Below are 17,787 nucleotides of genomic sequence, written 5' to 3'. Positions count from 1 at the left end.
GACAGCGAAATCCGGTCCCGTCGTGTGTGCTCGTGAGTCGACGCTCCCCACAGCGTGTGACCCATTGACCCGAGCTCAATGGAGCCATCCTCAGGGACGCCCAGACCGTAAACCACACTTAAGTGGTCTCGTTTTCACAACATCACCGTATGGCGAAAACCCGAAATCCGGACAAACGGATAGGAGACAGACACGTGCGAAACGGACGGTTAGTTCATCTTCCGGAGTGTCACGGTCGGTATGCGGACACTTGAGCGACACAATCCGTTTGACAAACGGCGACGGCCCCTCCCCGCACCGGACCGGTGCGGGGAGGGGCCGTCGCCGAACGTACGCGTTTCGGCCAGAAGCCTACTCGGGTACTACTTGGCCGACTTGGCGCGGGAAGCGGTGCGCGAACGCTCCTTCTGGTCCAGGACGACCTTGCGGATGCGCACGGCCTCCGGGGTCACCTCGACGCACTCGTCGTCGCGGCAGAACTCCAGCGACTGCTCCAGGGAGAGCTTGCGCGGCGGGATCACGTTCTCCGTGTTGTCCGCGGAGGCCGCACGCATGTTGGTGAGCTTCTTCTCCTTGGTGATGTTCACGTCCATGTCGTCGGAGCGCGAGTTCTCGCCGACGATCATGCCCTCGTACACCTCGGTGCCGGGCTCGGTGAACAGGACGCCGCGCTCCTGCAGGTTGATCATGGCGAACGGGGTGACCGCGCCCGAGCGGTCCGCGACGAGCGAACCGTTGTTGCGGGTGACCAGCGGGCCGAACCACGGCTCGTGGCCCTCGTGGATCGAGTGGGCGATACCCGTACCGCGGGTGTTCGTCAGGAACTCCGTGCGGAAGCCGATGAGACCGCGCGACGGGACGACGAACTCCATGCGGACCCAGCCGGAGCCGTGGTTCGACATGTTGTCCATGCGGCCCTTGCGGACGCCCATGAGCTGCGTGACCGCGCCCATGTGCTCCTCGGGCACGTCGATCGTCATGCGCTCGACCGGCTCGTGCGTCTTGCCGTCGATCTCCTGGGTGACGACCTGCGGCTTGCCGATGGTCAGCTCGAAGCCCTCGCGGCGCATCTGCTCGACCAGGATGGCGAGCGCGAGCTCACCGCGGCCCTGGACCTCCCAGGCGTCCGGACGCTCGGTGTCCAGGACGCGCAGCGAGACGTTACCGATCAGCTCGCGGTCCAGACGGTCCTTGACCTGGCGGGCGGTGACCTTGCGGTCCTTGACCGCGGCCTTGGCGTCCGCGCCCTTGCCGGTGCCGCCGCGGCCGACCATCGGGGAGGTGTTCGTACCGATGGTCATGGAGATCGCCGGCTCGTCGACCGAGATCAGCGGCAGCGCGACCGGGTTCTCCGTGTCGGCCAGGGTCTCACCGATCATGATGTCGGGGATACCGGCGACCGCGCAGATGTCACCGGGGCCCGCCACCTCGGCCGGCTTGCGGGTGAGCGCCTCGGTCATCATCAGCTCGGTGATGCGGACGTTGGAGATCGAGCCGTCACGCTTGATCCACGCGACCGTCTGGCCCTTGCGCAGCTCGCCCTGCTCGACGCGGAGCAGCGCGATGCGGCCGAGGAAGTTGTCGGCGTCCAGGTTGGTGACGTGGGCCTGGAGGGGGGCCGCCTCGTCGTACACCGGGGCCGGGACGTGCTCCAGGATCGCCGAGAAGAACGGCTCCAGGTTGTCGCTGTCCGCGGGGACGGTGCCGTCCTCCGGCTTGGTCAGCGAGGCGACGCCGTCACGGCCGCAGGCGTAGACGATCGGGAACTCGATCTGGTCCTCGTCCGCGTCCAGGTCCAGGAAGAGGTCGTACGTCTCGTTGACGACCTCGTCGATCCGGGAGTCCGGGCGGTCCGTCTTGTTGATGCAGAGGATGACCGGCTTGCGCTGCTGGAGGGCCTTGCGCAGGACGAAGCGGGTCTGGGGCAGCGGACCCTCGGAGGCGTCCACCAGGAGGACGACCGCGTCCACCATCGACAGACCGCGCTCGACCTCGCCACCGAAGTCGGCGTGGCCGGGGGTGTCGATGATGTTGATCGTGATCGGGGCCCCGCCGTCCTTGGGGTGATACTTCACCGCCGTGTTCTTGGCGAGGATCGTGATGCCCTTCTCACGCTCCAGGTCGTTCGAGTCCATCATGCGGTCGTCGAGCTGCTGGTGGGCGGCGAAGGCACCGGCCTGCTTGAGCATGGCATCGACGATGGTCGTCTTGCCATGGTCGACGTGGGCGACGATGGCGACGTTACGGATGTCGTGGCGCGTGGGCACTTCGGCGCTTCTCCCGGGATCGTGGATGGCGTCGCGTACGGCCTGGCACGCGAGCCTCTGCCGGGCGGAAAACCTGCCACGGCCTTACCCCATCGTACGTCGATCGGCGGGAACCGCCTGCCGGGGGGTCTGTCAAGAGGCCGGACGACTGAGGACGGCCGGGACGTGGGTGGGGGTTCCCGGCTGTGGGTGCGGCCTGTGTTCATGCGGGTCAACGGGTACGCACGACCTTGCCCGCCGGGATTCCGGCGGGCAAGGAACTTGAGTCACTTCTGAGCTTGCTACCCGCCGGTCAACCCGACAGGCCCCGTTTTTTCACCACTTCTTCGCCAGGGCGCCTTCCGGCCGGCGGACCCCCGCACGCCCGCCGCTCCGCTACTTCTTCTCCTTCGCGTCCTTCGCCGTGGGCGGCTTCTTCCAGCCGATGTCCTGGAAGCGCGGCACCCCCAGCCCGAAGGCGCCGGCGTTGGCCAGGCCCGGCTTGGCCGCCACCAGCTCGGGGCGCTGGTAGAGCGGGACCGAGCCGGCCGCGGCCCAGATCCGGGCGTCGGCCTTGCGCACCAGGTCGCGGGCCTTCGCCTCGTCCAGCTCACCGGCCGCCTGGTCGAAGAGCTGGTCGATGTGGTCGGTGCCGACCCGGGTGTAGTTCTGCTCGACGAGCAGCGAGCCGTCGGCGGCCGGCTCCGGCTTGGCGAAGATCGGCCGGGCGTCGGTGGCCGGGAAGGCCGTCGCGGGCCAGGAGTACAGGGCCAGGTCGTACTGGCCCGAGGCGATGTGGTCCTTGAAGAAGCTCTCGTCCGGGACCTTGGTCGTCTGGGTGCTGATGCCGATCTTCTGGAGCGTCCGGGAGATCCGCTCGCCGACCGCGCGCAGGGCCTCCGAGCCGGGGCCGGCCGGCAGGACGAAGCGCAGGGTGAGCTGCTTGCCGTCCTTGGCCAGCATGGCGCCCGAGGTGCGCGGGGCGGTCTGCTTGGCCGGGGCCGGGGCCGGGGTCGCCCGGGCCGGCTCCTTGGCGTCCTCGCCCTCGCCCTCGTTCTCCGCCTTCGCCGCGGCCGCCGCCTTCGCGGCGGCCGCCCGCTTGCCGTCCTCGACGGCGCCCGCCTGGGCCAGGAGGGCCTCCTCCTGCTGCGCGGCCAGGGAGGACGGGGCCAGCGCCGGGGACGGCCGCTCGCCCGGGGCGCCCAGGCCGAGCTCCCCGTCGAAGACCGCCGGGCCCTCCTGGAGCGCCCGCGGGCCCGCGGCACGGGCGCCGGGGGCCGCCGGCCGGCCCTGGCGGTCCGGGCGGTCCTTGCGCGCGGCGCCGTTGCGGCCGTCGTCCTGGCCCACGATGTAGAGGCCGTCGTTGCCGGTGCCGTCGCCCGGTCCGGGCTTGGCCCCGCGCGGGGTCTTCCCGTCGTCCGTCCCGCCCTCGCCCTCCGGGCCGGCCTTCGCGCCGGCCGGCTCGGTGAGCCGCCCGCCCTTGCGCCAGCCCGCGTCCGCGAGGAGGGCCTGGGCCGCGTGGGTGTCCTGGCCGCCGAGGGCCTCGCTGTTGTCGGCGTACGCCTGCTGCCCGGCCAGCGCCAGGTGGCTGCCGACGGGCTTCGCCGGCAGGCCCAGCGGCTTGAGGACGATCTCCGCGAGCTCCTTGCGGTCCAGCGCCCGGGCGATCGCCCGGCGCACCCGCTCGTCCGACAGCGGGCCGGAGGCCCCGTTCATCGCCAGCTGGGTGTACGCGGGCTCCAGCGACTTGCGGACCTCGAAGCCGCGCAGGGCCGACTGCTCGTCCGCGTACGTCTTCACCGCCTCGGCGTTCTTCTGCCGGCTCTCCTGCTCCTCCCGGGCCTTGGCCTCGTCGGCGCCGTGGGCCAGCGCCCAGGAGAGGGTGGCCTGCGCCGGGGTCAGCGAGGCGCCCGGGCCGTGGGTGCCGTCGACCCGGCCGGCGTCGCGGTGGGCCAGGGCGATCCGGTCGGCGCCCGCGCGGTCGACGTCCGCCAGGTCCACCTTCCCGGCGGCCAGCGCGGCCGGACGGGCCGCGCGCGGGACCGCCGTCAGGACCAGGGTGTCCAGCTTGGCGGGCCGCCCCCACCAGCGGGGGTTGCGGGTCAGGGCCACCGTGCCGGTCTTCTTGTCGACGGCCCCCAGGTTGAAGGGGCCGGCGGTGACCTTGAGGGCGCCCCGGGCCCCCTCGTTGAAGGCCTCCGGGGTGCCCATGACCTGCTTCGGGTAGAGCGGGCTGAACAGGGAGCGCCAGTCCGCGTACGGGCGGACGAAGGTGACCTTGACCTCCAGGTCGTTCTTGCCGCGCTCGATCTTCTCGATCCGCTCGTAGCCCGCGTTGCGGGCCGTCCAGTACGCCGAGTCCTTGCCGTTCAGGGCCCGCCACTGCGCCACGAAGTCGGCGGCGCCGATCTCGCGCCCGTCGCTCCACACCGCCTTCTGGTTCAGCTTGTACAGGACGACCTGCTTGGGCTCCCGCTCGACGACCTCGGCCTTCTCCAGGTAGTCCGGATCGGCCACCGGACGCCCCTTGGCGTCCAGCGTGAACAGGTGGGGCAGGACCGCCCCCGTGATCCGGGTCGTGGCGGCGTCCGCGTCGGCCTGGAAACCGTTCAGGGTCTCCGGCAGCGCGTCCACCGCCCAGCGCAGCACCCCGCCGTCGGCGACCTGGTCGCGGGCGGTCAGCGCGATGTCCGGCGCGGCGGCGGCCGGACCCCCGTCGTCGTCGCCCGCCCCGCAGCCCGCGAGCAGCGGCAGCGCAAGGACTCCCGAGGTGAGGAGCGCCAAGGACCTGCGCGTTCTCTGGGTCATGGGTGGTACCTCCGGGGCGGGGCGTGGAGCCGTGAAAGAGGGGGGTCTTGATCACGTTCGGCGGTATATGGAGCTGATCACACTGGTGCCGAAACCCACTGAAATAGACAGCCCGCCGGGTGCTCCGGACCGGACCCGCGCCACGCCGCGAACCCCACCCGTGCGGACCAATCCCGGTTGCGGCCCGGACGGGCGTTCCCTCGTTCGAGGGATGAAAATGGGGGCAGGGAGGGGCGCACGGTTTGCGCCTGCGCGCCCGGAATCGCTGCACGTCCCTTCACAACCGGGGACGGGAGGCGCGACACTCGCAGGCGCCCGTGAGCGTTGCCACCGCACCCCCGCGGAAGTGAGGTCACGTCATGTCCCTGCAAGACGATCTGACGGCCGTACGACGCAACCTGAACGAGCTGGTCCGCTCGGTGGAACGGCTGGAGCAGGACGTCGCCCGGCAGTCGCCGGCCGCCCCCAGGCCCTCCGGCCCGACCGGGATGGTCTCCGTCCCGGACACCCCGTACGACCAGTCCAAGTGGACGGACACCGACGACGAGGGGCTCGGCGTCCGCGACCGCCGCGCCCCCTGACGTCCCCGGACCCGCCCTCTCCCATCTGGCCCGGCCGCGCGAGCGGCCGGGCCTCCTGGGCCACCCCTCATCGCACTCCACCCGGAGTTCTCCTTGGCCACAGGCACGGAACCATCCCGGCAGCGGCCCGGCGGGGTCCACTCCCCCTCCCGGGCCGCGATCACGCCCCGGCACCTGCGCACCGACCGGTGGTGGCTGGCCCCCGCCGGCACCGCGGCCGGGCTGCTCGCCTTCATCGTCTACTCGACCTGGCGGGCGTTCGCGAACGCCCACTACTACGCGGCCCCCTACGTCTCCCCCTTCTACTCCCCCTGCCTGGCGGAGAACTGCGAGACGATGCGCGGCGGCCCCAACCTCGACCTGTTCGGCAGCTGGTGGGGCCTGTCCCCCGCCCTGCTGATCCTGGTCTTCCCCCTCGGCTTCCGGCTGACCTGCTACTACTACCGCAAGGCCTACTACCGGGGCTTCTGGGCCTCCCCGCCCGCCTGCGCGGTCGCCGAACCGCACACCGGGTACACGGGCGAGACCCGCTTCCCGCTGATCCTCCAGAACGCGCACCGGTACTTCTTCTACGCCGCGGTCCCGGTCGCCGGGATCCTCACGTACGACACCGTCCTGACCTTCCGCGACGGGCACTACGCGTGGGGGCACATGGGCCTCGGAACCCTGCTGTTCCTGGTCAACATCACGCTGATCTGGGCCTACACCCTGTCCTGCCACTCCTGCCGGCACATCATGGGCGGCCGCCTCAAGCACTTCTCCGCACACCCGGTGCGCTACCGCCTCTGGAGCTGGGTCGGCCGGCTCAACACCCGGCACATGCAGCTCGCGTGGGCCTCGCTGATCAGCGTGGCCCTGTGCGACTTCTACGTGTACCTGCTGGCCACCGGCACCTTCACCGACCCGAGGATCTTTTGATGACCCAAGTCGACCGGCAGCAGTGGGACGTGGTCGTGGTCGGCGCGGGCGGCGCCGGACTGCGGGCCGCGATCGAGGCCCGGGAGCGGGGCGCCCGTACGGCCGTGATCTGCAAGTCCCTCTTCGGCAAGGCCCACACGGTGATGGCGGAGGGCGGGATCGCCGCCTCCATGGGCAACGCCAACGAGCACGACAACTGGCAGGTCCACTTCCGCGACACCATGCGCGGCGGGAAGTTCCTCAACCAGTGGCGGATGGCCGAACTGCACGCCAAGGAGGCCCCCGACCGGGTCTGGGAACTGGAGACCTGGGGCGCGCTCTTCGACCGCACCCCCGACGGGAGGATCTCCCAGCGCAACTTCGGCGGGCACGAGTACCCGCGCCTGGCGCACGTCGGCGACCGGACCGGCCTGGAGCTGATCCGCACCCTCCAGCAGAAGATCGTCCAGCTCCAGCAGGAGGACTTCCGCGAGCACGGGGACCACGAGGCCCGGCTCAAGGTGTTCCAGGAGTGCACGGTCACGCGGATCCTCAAGGACGGGGACGGGGAGGGGGACCGGGTCGCGGGCACCTTCTGCTACGAGCGCGAGACCGGCCGGTTCTTCGTCCTGGAGGCCCCGGCGGTGGTGCTGGCCACGGGAGGGATCGGCAAGTCCTTCAAGACCACCTCCAACTCCTGGGAGTACACCGGCGACGGCCACGCGCTGGCCCTGCTCGCCGGAGCCCCCCTGCTCAACATGGAGTTCGTGCAGTTCCACCCCACGGGCATGGTCTGGCCCCCGTCCGTGAAGGGCATCCTCGTCACGGAGTCCGTCCGCGGCGACGGCGGGGTGCTGCGCAACTCCGAGGGCAAGCGGTTCATGTTCGACTACGTCCCCGACGTCTTCAAGGAGAAGTACGCCGAGACGGAGGAGGAGGGCGACCGCTGGTACGAGGACCCCGACCACAACCGGCGCCCGCCCGAGCTGCTCCCCCGCGACGAGGTCGCCCGGGCCATCAACTCCGAGGTCAAGGCCGGGCGCGGCTCCCCGCACGGCGGGGTGTTCCTGGACGTCTCCACCCGGATGCCGGCCGAGAAGATCAAACGGCGGCTGCCCTCCATGTACCACCAGTTCAAGGAGCTGGCGGACGTGGACATCACCGCCGAGCCGATGGAGGTCGGGCCGACCTGCCACTACGTGATGGGCGGGATCGCGGTCGAATCCGACACCGCCGCCACGGTCGGGGTACCGGGCCTGTTCGCGGCCGGCGAGGTCGCGGGCGGGATGCACGGCTCGAACCGGCTCGGCGGCAACTCCCTCTCCGACCTGCTGGTCTTCGGACGGCGCGCCGGTCTGCACGCCGCGGAGCACGCGGCGGGCGGCGGGGAGCGGCCGGCGGTCTCCCAGGAGCGGATCGACGCGGCCGCCGCCGAGGCGCTGGCCCCCTTCCACGCCGACGAGGGCGCGGAGAACCCGTACACGCTCCACCAGGAGCTCCAGACGACCATGAACGACCTCGTCGGCATCATCCGCCGCGAGGCCGAGATGGCCGAGGCCCTGGAACGGCTCGCCGCCCTGCGCGTACGGGCCGCCCGCGCCGGGGTCGAGGGGCACCGGCAGTTCAACCCGGGCTGGCACCTGGCGCTGGACCTGCGCAACATGCTGCTGGTCAGCGAGTGCGTGGCCCGCGCCGCCCTGGAGCGCACCGAGAGCCGGGGCGGGCACACCCGCGAGGACCGCCCGTCGATGGAGCGGGCGTGGCGGCCGGTGAACCTGCTGTGCCGCCCCGTGGACCCGGCCCCCGCCGATCCGGCGGCCGACCGGATCGCGCTCGAACGCGTCCGGACCGATCCCATCCGCCCCGACCTGCTCGCCCTGTTCGAGAAGGACGAACTGGCCAAGTACCTCGCCGAAGAGGAGCTCTACGGATGACCACCTACGACGCCAGCTTCCGGGTCTGGCGGGGCGACGCGGAGGGCGGGGACCTGCGGGACTTCACCGTCGAGGTGCACGACGGGGAGGTGGTCCTGGACATCGTCCACCGGCTCCAGGCCACCCAGGCCCCGGACCTGGCGGTGCGCTGGAACTGCAAGGCGGGCAAGTGCGGCTCGTGCAGCGCGGAGATCAACGGGCGGCCGCGGCTGATGTGCATGACCCGCATGTCGGTCTTCGACCGCTCCGAGACGGTCACGATCACCCCGCTGCGGGCCTTCCCGGTGGTGCGGGACCTGGTGACGGACGTGTCCTTCAACTACGAGAAGGCCCGCTCCGTCCCGGCGTTCGTGCCGCCGGCCGGGCTGGCGCCGGGCGAGTACCGGATGCAGCAGGTGGACGTGGAACGCTCGCAGGAGTTCCGCAAGTGCATCGAGTGCTTCCTGTGCCAGGACACCTGCCACGTGGTGCGCGACCACGAGGAGAACAAGTCCGCCTTCGCCGGTCCGCGCTTCCTGATGCGGGTCGCCGAACTGGACATGCACCCGCTGGACGCGGCCGAGGAGGCCGGCCTGGACCGCAAGCGGGCGGCCCAGGAGGAGCACGGGCTGGGCTACTGCAACATCACCAAGTGCTGCACGGAGGTCTGCCCGGAGGGGATCAAGATCACCGACAACGCCCTGATCCCGCTGAAGGAGCGGGCCGTGGACCGCAAGTACGACCCGCTGGTGTGGCTGGGCAGCCGGATCCGCCGCCGTTCTCCCTCCGACCCCCGGTAGTTCACTTCGCGAGCGACAATGCCCCCTGGACGACCGTCGGATGACGTGGTGTCAGGGGGCTTCGCGGTGCGGGTGGGGGAACTGCTGGCGGACCGGTACCGGCTGGAGCGCCGGCTCGGTGCGGGCGGCATGGGCGAGGTGTGGGCGGGGCACGACCTGGCCCTGGACCGGCCGGTGGCGGTGAAGGTGCTGCTGGAGGCGGCGACCGACGAGGAGCTGATCGCCCGCTTCCGGCGGGAGGCCACGATCGGGGCGCGGCTCCAGCATCCGGGGATCACCGTCGTGCACGACGTGGGGCAGCACGAGGGACGGCTGTTCATCGTGATGGAGCTGCTGTCCGGCGAGGACCTGGGGGCGGTGCTCGCGCGCGAGCGGGGCGGGCTGCCGGTCGCCGAGGCGGTGGAGCTGGCCGCGCAGACGGCGGAGGCGCTGGCGGCCGCGCACGAACGGGCGGTGGTGCACCGGGACCTCAAGCCGCAGAACCTCTTCCTGCTGCCCGGCGGCCGGCTGAAGATCTGCGACTTCGGCATCGCGCACTCGGCGGACGCGACGGCGGGCTGGACCGTCACGGGCCGGATGTTCGGCACCCCGCCGTACATGGCGCCCGAGCAGTGGCGGGGCGAGCACGTGGACGCCCGCTGCGACCTGTACGCCCTGGGGTGCGTGCTGTACGCCCTGCTGAGCGGGGAGCCGCCGTTCGGCCAGAACGAGGGCCCGTACGTCCTGATGCGCCGCCACATCGAGGACACCCCGCTGCCGCTGCGGGAGGCGGGGGTGGCGGTGCCCGAGGCCCTGGAGACCCTCGTGGCCACCCTCCTGGCGAAGTCCCCGCCGGACCGCCCGACCTCGGCGGAGGCGGTGGCCCGCACCCTGCGGGGGCTGGCGGGGGCCTCCGGCGGGGGTGTGGCGGACGGGCCGACGGCCGTGGGCCCGGACCCGGCGGGGGCCGCTGCGCGGAGCTCCTCCCCGCCCCGCCCTTCCACCGTTCCCCGGGACCCTGCCCCGGACCCCCGCTCCCGGGAGGCCGCGGAGCCGGCCCCCCGCCCCACCGTGGGCGGGGACCGGACCCCGGACCGGCACGGGGCCGGGGCGCCCGCCGGGGGCGGGGCGCCGGGCGGCGGGCCGGAGGGTGGTGGCGCGGGTGGGGAAGGGTCGCTCGGTGAAGGTGGCTTCGGGTTCGTGCGGGGGTTGCTCTCGGAGGCCGAGGAGGTGTTGGGCGGGCTGCCCGTCGGGGCCGGGGACGTACGGATCGAGGGGCTCGCGCTGGCCGCCGAGGCGGCGGCGCGGTTCGACGCCGGGCTCGCCGGGCGGCTGCTCGCGGACGCCGAGCGGTGGGCCTGGGCCGACGGCGGCGGCGACGGCGCCCGCGTCGCCGGGCTGCTGACCGGGCTGGCCCGGCGGATCTCACGGGACGCCCCCGCCCGCACCGAACGGGTCCTGACCGACGCGCAGCAGGCCCTGTTCCCGGTGTTCGGGCCCCGCCGCGCGAGCCGGCTGCGCAAGGTCGCCGAGGAGCTCGCGGCCGTGGCCCCCGAGCGCGGGGTGCGCCTGGCCCGGCGGCACTTCCCCGGCGGCACGGCCGAGGAGGCGGTACTGGCCCGGGCCGCCCTGGCCAGCGCCCCCACCGACCTCGCGCGGGCCGAGCACTGGCTGGCCCGGATCCCGAGCGCGGCGGTCCGTACGGCCACCGAGTCCAAGGCCGTCACCGCCGTCGCGCGGCAGGACCTGCCCACCGCCCTGCGGCTGGCCGCGCGGATCCCCGTCGGCGGGTCCAGGGTGCGGGCGCTGTCCCGGGCGGCGGGCGAACGGCTGGCCGTCGGCGACCGGGACGGGGCGGCCGAGGCCCTCGACCGGGCCGAGGAGGCGCTGGCCGAACTGGTGGCGGCGCCCGGGCAGCGGGAGGAGGAGGTGGAGGCGGCCCGCGCCACCCTGAAGGCCGCCCGGGAGCTGAACGCCGAGGGCCACCGGCCGGCACTGGAGCCGGCCACCGCACGGGAGCGGGCCGCCGCCGCACGGGAACTCCCCGACCCGGCCGAGCGGGGCCGCGAGCTGGCCTGGATCGCCCGTGACTGCACGGCGGACGCCCCCTGGCTGGCGTCCGCCGCCGCCGACCCCGGCACCCGCCCGCCGCACTCCGTCACCTCGGGCCCCGGGCGGGCGGCGGGGCTCCCGGCCCGCCCGGGCCCGTCGCGCGCCGAGCGCTGGCAGGCCGGGGAGGCGGGGCAGACCCGGCCGGACGCGCTGTACCCGGCCGGGCGGCGGGTGGTGTGGGCGGCGGCGGCCGAGGTGGGGTGCCTGGACGCCGACTCCGGGACCACGCACTGGACCGCGTACGCCGACGAGGGCGTCGCCGCCCCTCCGCTGCCCGGGAGGGAACGGGTGTGGTGCGCGGCCGACGCGGACACCGTGTGCGTGGTGGTGGAGGCGGACGACGGGCCGCACGGGCCGCACGGCCGGCTGGTGGTCCGGGAACCGGCCGACGGGCGGGTGCGGTGGTGGCGGGCGCTGCCGGGCCCGGCCTCGCTGACGCCCGCGCCCGGCCTCCTGCTCCTGGCGGCGGACGGCGGGCTGAGCGCCCTGCGCAAGGACACCGGCGAGCCGGTGTGGCGGCAGCCGCTGCCGGAGCCGAACCCGCGCACGGTGACGGTGTCGGGAGAGTGCCTCGTCCTCGGCGACGGCCGCCAGCTGCGGGCCCTGCACCTGCCGACCGGGTCCCCGCTCTGGTCGTGGCCGCGCGGCTACGGCGCCGGCGGGCGGGAGCTCCCGGACCTGCCGGCGGGCACGGTGCACGTGCTGGACGGGGGCGTCGTGCGGGCGCTGGACCGGCGCGGGGGCTACGAACTGTGGCGCTTCGAACCGGGCGTGGCGGCGGAGCGGCTGCTGGTCGAGGACGGGGTGGTGTACGTGGCCGCGTACCGGCCGGAGCAGGGCGCGGACACGGTGTTCGCCCTGGACGGCGGCACCGGGGCGCCGCGCTGGCAGCAGCCGCTCACCCGCCGCGAGGGCACGGAGTGCGCACTCGAACTGCTGGGCGTCCGGCGGGGCGTCCTGTACGTGAGGTCCGCGCACGGCGCCAGACGCGGCCTCCTGGGCCGGGGTTCCCCGCCGTTCGTGACGGGCCTGGAGCTGACCTCGGGCCGAGCCCGCCGCCTGTGGGAACACGAGACGGCGGCCACCGCGCCACTGACCCTGGCGGGCGACACCCTGGTCACGGCGGGAGCCGCGCTGACGGGGATCCCCCTACCGGGCTGAGCGGGGTGCCCACCTCGCGGTGCGGGCCCGCTGCCTCCCCCTCGAGGTGCCGGGGGCGGGTCGGTGGCTGCCCACCCGCCTCCCCGGGTGCGGGGCGGTGGGTGGGGGCGGGGGCCCGGCGGACGGGGCTGGACAGCCGGGCGGGGCCAGGAAGGCCGGGGTCCGAGCCGGGCGGTCTCAGAGAGGGTTGGGGGCTTCCCGCCAGTCTCATCGTCCTTCCGCGGCGGGCCGGTCAGTCAAGAGCGCTCCTTCGTCGCGTCGCTTCGCGATGTCGCTGCGCTCCACTCTTGACAGACCGACCCGCCGCGAAATGCCGAAGACTGCCGGGAACCCCCCAAAGGAACGGGACGGATGTAAAGCGGGCATGCGGCCGAATCAGCGCCGAGTCGGGGTCGTCGGGACACGGCAGACCGAGCATCCGGCCCCCAACAGCCGCAAGCGGCAATCGGTGCCACCCCACGCATCAGATCGCTACGCGCTTCTCTCATCTCAGCGTCCGGCGGCCGTCTGGGGTCGCTACCCGCATGAAATGCCAACTGACCCGTCATCCGGGAGGGGTGAGCGCGTCAGATCGCTACGCGCTTCGCTGGTCTCGGCGTCTGACGGCCGTCTTGGGCTGGGCGGGGAGGAGTTGGCGTCCGTCGTGGCTGCGGACGTGGGGGCCGCTCCAGCACGCCGCCGGGTAGCTCCCAGGTGCCGTTGTCGGCAGGGCGGATGGCCAGCAGCCGACCGTCATCGCGCACCACGACCCCGGCAACCGAAACCGAGTGAAGTGGCGTTGACCCGCTCGGCGAGGCGCTGGCGCTCATGCCGTTTTCTGCCCACTCAGGCGCTGGGCCTTGACGGACGCGGTGTACAGCTCGGTCGTGAGGTCGTCCGGGGCAATGCCCAGTTCGGCCAGGACCGTCCTGATGTCGTCGAGGGCTGCTGGGAGGTCCTTCTCCTCCACCTGGGCCTCCAGTTCGAGGAAGGTGCCGTCGAGTTCGGGGACGCGGACCAGGGTGGCAAGCATCTGCCGCCCCCGGGCCTGGAACGTGTAGTTCCTGCACCGCTTCTCGAACGCGATGGCCGGCACATAGCCAAGGCCGCGCAGGGTGGCGTGGACCGCTTCGGCATCCGCCACGCGAGTCTCGTGTTCCGGCTTGGACCCGGATTCCTCGTCGACGCGGGCGCCTTTGTAGGTGAGGACGGTGCGGGTGTCATCGGGACCGTGCACGGTTCGGACCCGCAGCTCCTCGTCCCGCGCTTCGAGTGATCCGTCCACGGTGTCGTAGTAGGTGTCCTGATACACCTCGACCCGGCCCTCGGCCCGTTCGTCCAACCGCCGTAGGGTTGCTTGCGGTGCCTGGACGCGTGCCTTCAACTCCGCTTCGATCACTGGCCCTCCCCTCTCACACCGTGCGTTCCGCACCCACGGCGATAGCCTCGAACATGCGCTGAAAGCCCCGGAACAACGGGCCATGCAGGGTCCACATAACTCACCAGATTCTCCTTGTGAGTGAGCAGTAGGGGTCCCCCACCGCCGCCGAGAACGTTGTGCCCACCTATGACCAGCCCAAGACGGCCGCAGGACGCCGAGACCAGGGAAGCGCGTAGCGATCTGACGCGCCCATCCGTCCCGGATGCCGCTCTGATTGGCATTTCGTGCGGGTAGCGGCCACGGACGGCCGCCGGACGCTGAGAAATGAGGAGCGCGTAGCGATTTGATGCGTGGGGCGGCATCGGATGCCGCTTGCCGGTCTTGGGGTCGGATGCCCGGTCTGCCGGCCCCCGGTCTGCCCGGCTGGTCGCTGATCCCGCCGGTCCTCTGATCTACATCCGTCCCGTTCCTTTGGGGGGTTCCCGGCAGTCTTCGGCATTTCGCGGCGGGACGGCCTGTCAAGGGTCGCCGCAGGCGATCGCGAAGCGACGCGACGAAGGAGCGCCCTTGACAGGCCGGCCCGACGCGGAAGGACGATGAGACTGGCGGGAAGCCCCCAACCTTCTCCGAGACCGCCGGGCTCGGACCCCGCCCTCCCCCGTCCCGCCCGGCTGTCCCGTCACCGCCCGGCAGTGCCCCGCCCCCGCCCCCGGGCCCGCACCGCGGGAGGCGGGTGGGCAGCCACCGAACCGCCCCCGACCCGTCGAGGGGGAGATGGCCGGCCCGCACCGCGAGGGCCCCCTCCGGGTGCGGCCCCCTATAACCACCCATACCCTCCCAAATGTGTATCCGCCGAGAAGCTGGACGTCGCGACAGCGGCCCGCGCTGCGTCTCGTCGTCGTGTTGTTCGTGCTCGCCGGGTGGTGGGGCCTGGGCGTGGTGGCCGCGTCCCGGGCCCGGGCCGAGGATCCCGTCACCCTGGGGCAGGGGCAGATCACCGACCGGGTCGGGGCCCTCGGGGACCGGCGGGACGCCGTCGCCGCCGCGCTGGAGCGGCTGTACTCCGACCGGCGGATCCAGCTGTTCGTGACCTACGTCCACGACTTCTCCGGCCGCTCCCCCCAGAGCTGGGCCGACGCCACCGCCCAGAAGAACGGCTTCGGCCGGGACGACCTGCTGCTGGCGGTGGCGACCGGGGCGCGCCAGTACGCCTATTCGGCCGACGTGGACTCCGGTTTCACCGAGGCGCAGCTCGCCGACGTCGCCCGGACCGCCGTCGAGCCCGCGCTGCGTCGCAACGACTGGGCGGGCGCCGCGATCGGGGCTGCGAACGGCTACGACGCGGTGCTCGGCGGCAAGCCCGTGCCCACCCCCGCCATCACCCCCGGCCCCGCGAACCCGGGCGGCGGCTCGGCGGACGGGGCGGGCGGGGCCGGGGACTACGTGCTGCCGGTGGTGGCCGTCGGCGCGGCCGGGGCGCTCGGGGTGTACGCGTACACCCGCCGGCGGCGTCGCGGGACGCCGGGCGGCGGGCGGGGGACGGCGACGGAGCATCCCGGCTGGGACGGGCGGCGGGCCGAGCCGGCCCCGCTGCCGGAGCTGGACGCCCGGGCCCGGAGCCTGCTGGTGGAGACCGACGACGCGGTCCGCACCAGCACCGAGGAACTCGGCTTCGCGGCCGCCCAGTTCGGCGACGAGGCCGTCACCGCCTTCACCGATGCGGTCGCCTACGCCAAGGGCGAGCTGACGCACGCCTTCCGGCTGCGCCAGCAGCTGGACGACGCCCATCCGGAGGACGACGCCACCCGCCGCCGGATGCTGGACGAGATCCTGGCCCGCTGCGCGGAGGCGAACCGGCGGCTGGACGCCGAGTCGGCGGCCTTCGACCGGCTGCGGGACCTGGAGAAGAACGCCCCGCAGGCGCTGGCCACGGTGGAGGCCCACTTCCGGGCGCTGACCGGCCGGACGACGACGGCCGAGGCCACCCTGACGGCGCTGGCCGGCCGGTACGCGGACTCGGCGTCCGCGCCGGTCGCCTCCAACGCCGGGCAGGCGAAGGACCGGCTGCTGTTCGCGACGACCAGTCTCGGCGAGGCGCGGGCGGCGCTCGACGGCGGGGACAGCGGCCGGGCGGCGGTGCACGTGCGGGCCGCCGAGGGGGCGGTGGACCAGGCGGCCACGCTGGTGGACGCGGTCGAACGGCGGGCGCAGGAGCTGGCGGAGGCGGCGGGCAGGCTGCCGGGCGCCCTCACGGAGACGGAGACCGACCTCGCCGACGCGAACGGCCTGCTGACGGGCACCGCCGCAGGCTCCTCCACGGCGGACCTGCGGGGCCGGATCGGCCGGGCGGTGGCCGTACTGGCCGAGGTACGGCGGGAGCAGGCGGCCGGCCGGTACGACCCGATCGACGCGCTGCGCCGGGTCGAGGAGGCGGACGCGGCGCTCGACGAGGCGCTGGCGGGGGCGCGGGAGCAGGAGTCGGGGCGGCGGCGGGCGGCGGCCCTGCTGGACCAGGCGCAGCTGTCGGCCCGCAGTGCGATCGGCGCGGCGGCGGACTACGTCACGACCAGCCGGGGCGCGGTGGGCAGCGAGGCCCGGACCCGGCTGGCGGAGGCGCAGCGCCACCTGGAGCGGTCGGTGTCGCTCGCGGGTGCGGATCCGGCGGGCGCGCTGGCGGAGGCCCAGCAGGCGGACTCGCTGGCGCGGCAGGCGCAGCGGCTGGCGGAACGGGACGTGGAGGCGTACCGGAACCCGTACGCGGGGCAGCGGGCCGGCGGCGGGCGCGGCGGGGCCGTGCTCGGCGGGATCATCCTCGGCGAGCTCCTGCGCGGCGGCGGCCGGGGCGGCTTCGGCGGGGGCGGAGGGGGCGGAGGCTTCGGCGGCGGGAGCGGGGGCTTCGGCGGAGGCGGGGGCGGCAGCGGGCCGGGCTCCTTCGGCGGCGAGGGCACCCGGGGCCGTATGGGCGGCGGCGGCCGCTTCTGACCGGCGCGGCCCCCGCGGCCCGACCACCCGCCCCGCGACCACCCACCCCGTACGGCGACCCCGCGACGCCGACCCCGCGGCGCGACCGCCCACCCCGCGACGCCGACCCCGCGGCGCGACCGCCGACCCCGCGTCAGCGACCCCGTGACAGCGCCCCCTGGCAGCGCCCCTGTGACAGCGCCCCCCCCGACAGCTACGGAAGGACCCACCATGAGCAAGCAGACCATCCTCGGCCGTGTCACCCAGCTCGCGAAGGCCAACATCAACGCGCTGCTGGACCAGGCGGAGGATCCGCAGATGATGCTCGACCAGCTGATCCGCGACTACGCGAACAACATCTCGGAGGCCGAGCAGGCGGTGGCCACCACCATCGGCAACCTGCGGATGCTGGAGGCCGACCACAAGGAGGATGTGGACGCGGCCGCCGAGTGGGGTGCCAAGGCGCTCGCGGCCAGCCGGAAGGCGGACGGGCTGCGGGAGTCGGGGTCGGCGGCGGAGGCGGACCGGTTCGACAACCTGGCGAAGGTGGCCCTGGGGCGGCAGATGCAGTCGGAGAAGGAGGCGGCGGTGGCCGCGCCGGTGATCGCCGCGCAGACGGAGGTGGTCGACAAGCTGAAGGCGGGCCTGGCCGCCATGAAGGACAAGCTGACCGAGCTCCAGGCGAGGCGGGACGAGCTGGTGGCGCGGGCGAGGACGGCGCAGGCGCAGAACACGATGCTGGACGCGGTCAAGAACATCGACGTGCTGGACCCGACGAGCGATCTGCACCGCTTCGAGGAGAAGGTCCGGCGCGAGGAGGCCATGGCCCTGGGCCGGCAGGAGCTGGCGGCCTCCTCGCTGGACGCGCAGTTCGAGTCCCTGGAGGACCTGGGCCGGACCTCGGAGATCGAGGCCCGGCTGGCCGCCCTGAAGTCCCGGGCGGCCTGACCCCGGGGGCCGCCGCTACGC

General features: G+C 73.6%; 10 protein-coding genes and 1 pseudogene. 7 read left to right on the top strand and 4 right to left on the bottom strand.

Annotated elements, in window-relative coordinates:
• Positions 1-362 precede the first annotated feature (362 nt).
• Entirely contained in the window at positions 363-2,267 is a 1,905-nt protein-coding gene (typA, locus tag AB0O29_RS04570; protein WP_365145971.1) for a translational GTPase TypA, read from the bottom strand.
• Positions 2,268-2,642: 375 nt separating this feature from the next.
• Complete coding sequence (locus AB0O29_RS04565) at positions 2,643-5,054, bottom strand: ABC transporter family substrate-binding protein (protein WP_365145969.1); 2,412 nt, start codon at positions 5,052-5,054, stop codon at positions 2,643-2,645.
• 359 nt (positions 5,055-5,413) lie between these two features.
• Between AB0O29_RS04565 and AB0O29_RS04560 the strand changes: the two genes are divergently transcribed.
• The 5 genes from AB0O29_RS04560 (at position 5,414) to AB0O29_RS04540 (ending at position 12,497) form a co-directional block, all read left to right on the top strand.
• Positions 5,414-5,635, top strand: coding sequence for a hypothetical protein (locus tag AB0O29_RS04560; RefSeq protein ID WP_365145966.1), 222 nt, complete (start codon positions 5,414-5,416; stop codon positions 5,633-5,635).
• A gap of 93 nt (positions 5,636-5,728) precedes the next feature.
• Positions 5,729-6,553 (top strand): hypothetical protein, encoded by an 825-nt coding sequence (locus AB0O29_RS04555; protein ID WP_365145963.1) that lies wholly within the window; start codon positions 5,729-5,731, stop codon positions 6,551-6,553.
• On the top strand, positions 6,553-8,466 hold the full coding sequence (locus AB0O29_RS04550; RefSeq protein ID WP_365145960.1) for a fumarate reductase/succinate dehydrogenase flavoprotein subunit: 1,914 nt from the start codon (positions 6,553-6,555) through the stop codon (positions 8,464-8,466). Before AB0O29_RS04555 ends, AB0O29_RS04550 begins: the two co-directional genes overlap by 1 nt.
• On the top strand, positions 8,463-9,245 hold the full coding sequence (locus AB0O29_RS04545) for a succinate dehydrogenase/fumarate reductase iron-sulfur subunit (RefSeq protein WP_365145957.1): 783 nt from the start codon (positions 8,463-8,465) through the stop codon (positions 9,243-9,245). Before AB0O29_RS04550 ends, AB0O29_RS04545 begins: the two co-directional genes overlap by 4 nt.
• A gap of 45 nt (positions 9,246-9,290) precedes the next feature.
• Complete coding sequence (locus AB0O29_RS04540; RefSeq protein WP_365145954.1) at positions 9,291-12,497, top strand: protein kinase; 3,207 nt, start codon at positions 9,291-9,293, stop codon at positions 12,495-12,497.
• A gap of 665 nt (positions 12,498-13,162) precedes the next feature.
• On the opposite strand, the pseudogene AB0O29_RS04535 reads toward AB0O29_RS04540, so the two are convergent.
• Together AB0O29_RS04535 and cyaB are read right to left on the bottom strand one after the other, a co-directional pair.
• Positions 13,163-13,306 (bottom strand): annotated as a pseudogene (locus AB0O29_RS04535) (NUDIX hydrolase); the annotation flags it as partial.
• Positions 13,303-13,875, bottom strand: coding sequence for a class IV adenylate cyclase (gene cyaB / locus AB0O29_RS04530; protein WP_365145951.1), 573 nt, complete (start codon positions 13,873-13,875; stop codon positions 13,303-13,305). The pseudogene AB0O29_RS04535 and the gene cyaB, both read right to left, overlap by 4 nt.
• An 882-nt stretch (positions 13,876-14,757) precedes the next feature.
• On the opposite strand from cyaB, the gene AB0O29_RS04525 reads away from it, so the two are divergent.
• Together AB0O29_RS04525 and AB0O29_RS04520 are read left to right on the top strand one after the other, a co-directional pair.
• The gene (locus AB0O29_RS04525; protein ID WP_365146067.1) at positions 14,758-16,839 is read left to right on the top strand and encodes a TPM domain-containing protein; all 2,082 of its coding nucleotides are present in this window, start codon (positions 14,758-14,760) and stop codon (positions 16,837-16,839) included.
• Positions 16,840-17,049: 210 nt separating this feature from the next.
• Entirely contained in the window at positions 17,050-17,766 is a 717-nt protein-coding gene (locus AB0O29_RS04520) for a PspA/IM30 family protein (protein WP_365145948.1), read from the top strand.
• Positions 17,767-17,787: the final 21 nt, after the last annotated feature.

The sequence above is a fragment of the Streptomyces sp. NPDC089915 genome (assembly GCF_040684675.1).
In the GTDB taxonomy this organism is placed as follows: Bacteria; Actinomycetota; Actinomycetes; order Streptomycetales; family Streptomycetaceae; genus Streptomyces.
This window is presented reverse-complemented; position numbering and strand designations above follow the sequence as displayed.

What these genes read in the sequence shown, in the direction of transcription:
- AB0O29_RS04565 (WP_365145969.1), bottom strand. Translation starts at nt 5,054, where the DNA reads ATGACCCAGAGAACGCGCAGGTCCTTGGCGCTCCTCACCTCGGGAGTC.
- AB0O29_RS04560 (WP_365145966.1), top strand. Translation starts at nt 5,414, where the DNA reads ATGTCCCTGCAAGACGATCTGACGGCCGTACGACGCAACCTGAACGAG.
- AB0O29_RS04550 (WP_365145960.1), top strand. Translation starts at nt 6,553, where the DNA reads ATGACCCAAGTCGACCGGCAGCAGTGGGACGTGGTCGTGGTCGGCGCG.
- AB0O29_RS04545 (WP_365145957.1), top strand. Translation starts at nt 8,463, where the DNA reads ATGACCACCTACGACGCCAGCTTCCGGGTCTGGCGGGGCGACGCGGAG.
- AB0O29_RS04520 (WP_365145948.1), top strand. Translation starts at nt 17,050, where the DNA reads ATGAGCAAGCAGACCATCCTCGGCCGTGTCACCCAGCTCGCGAAGGCC.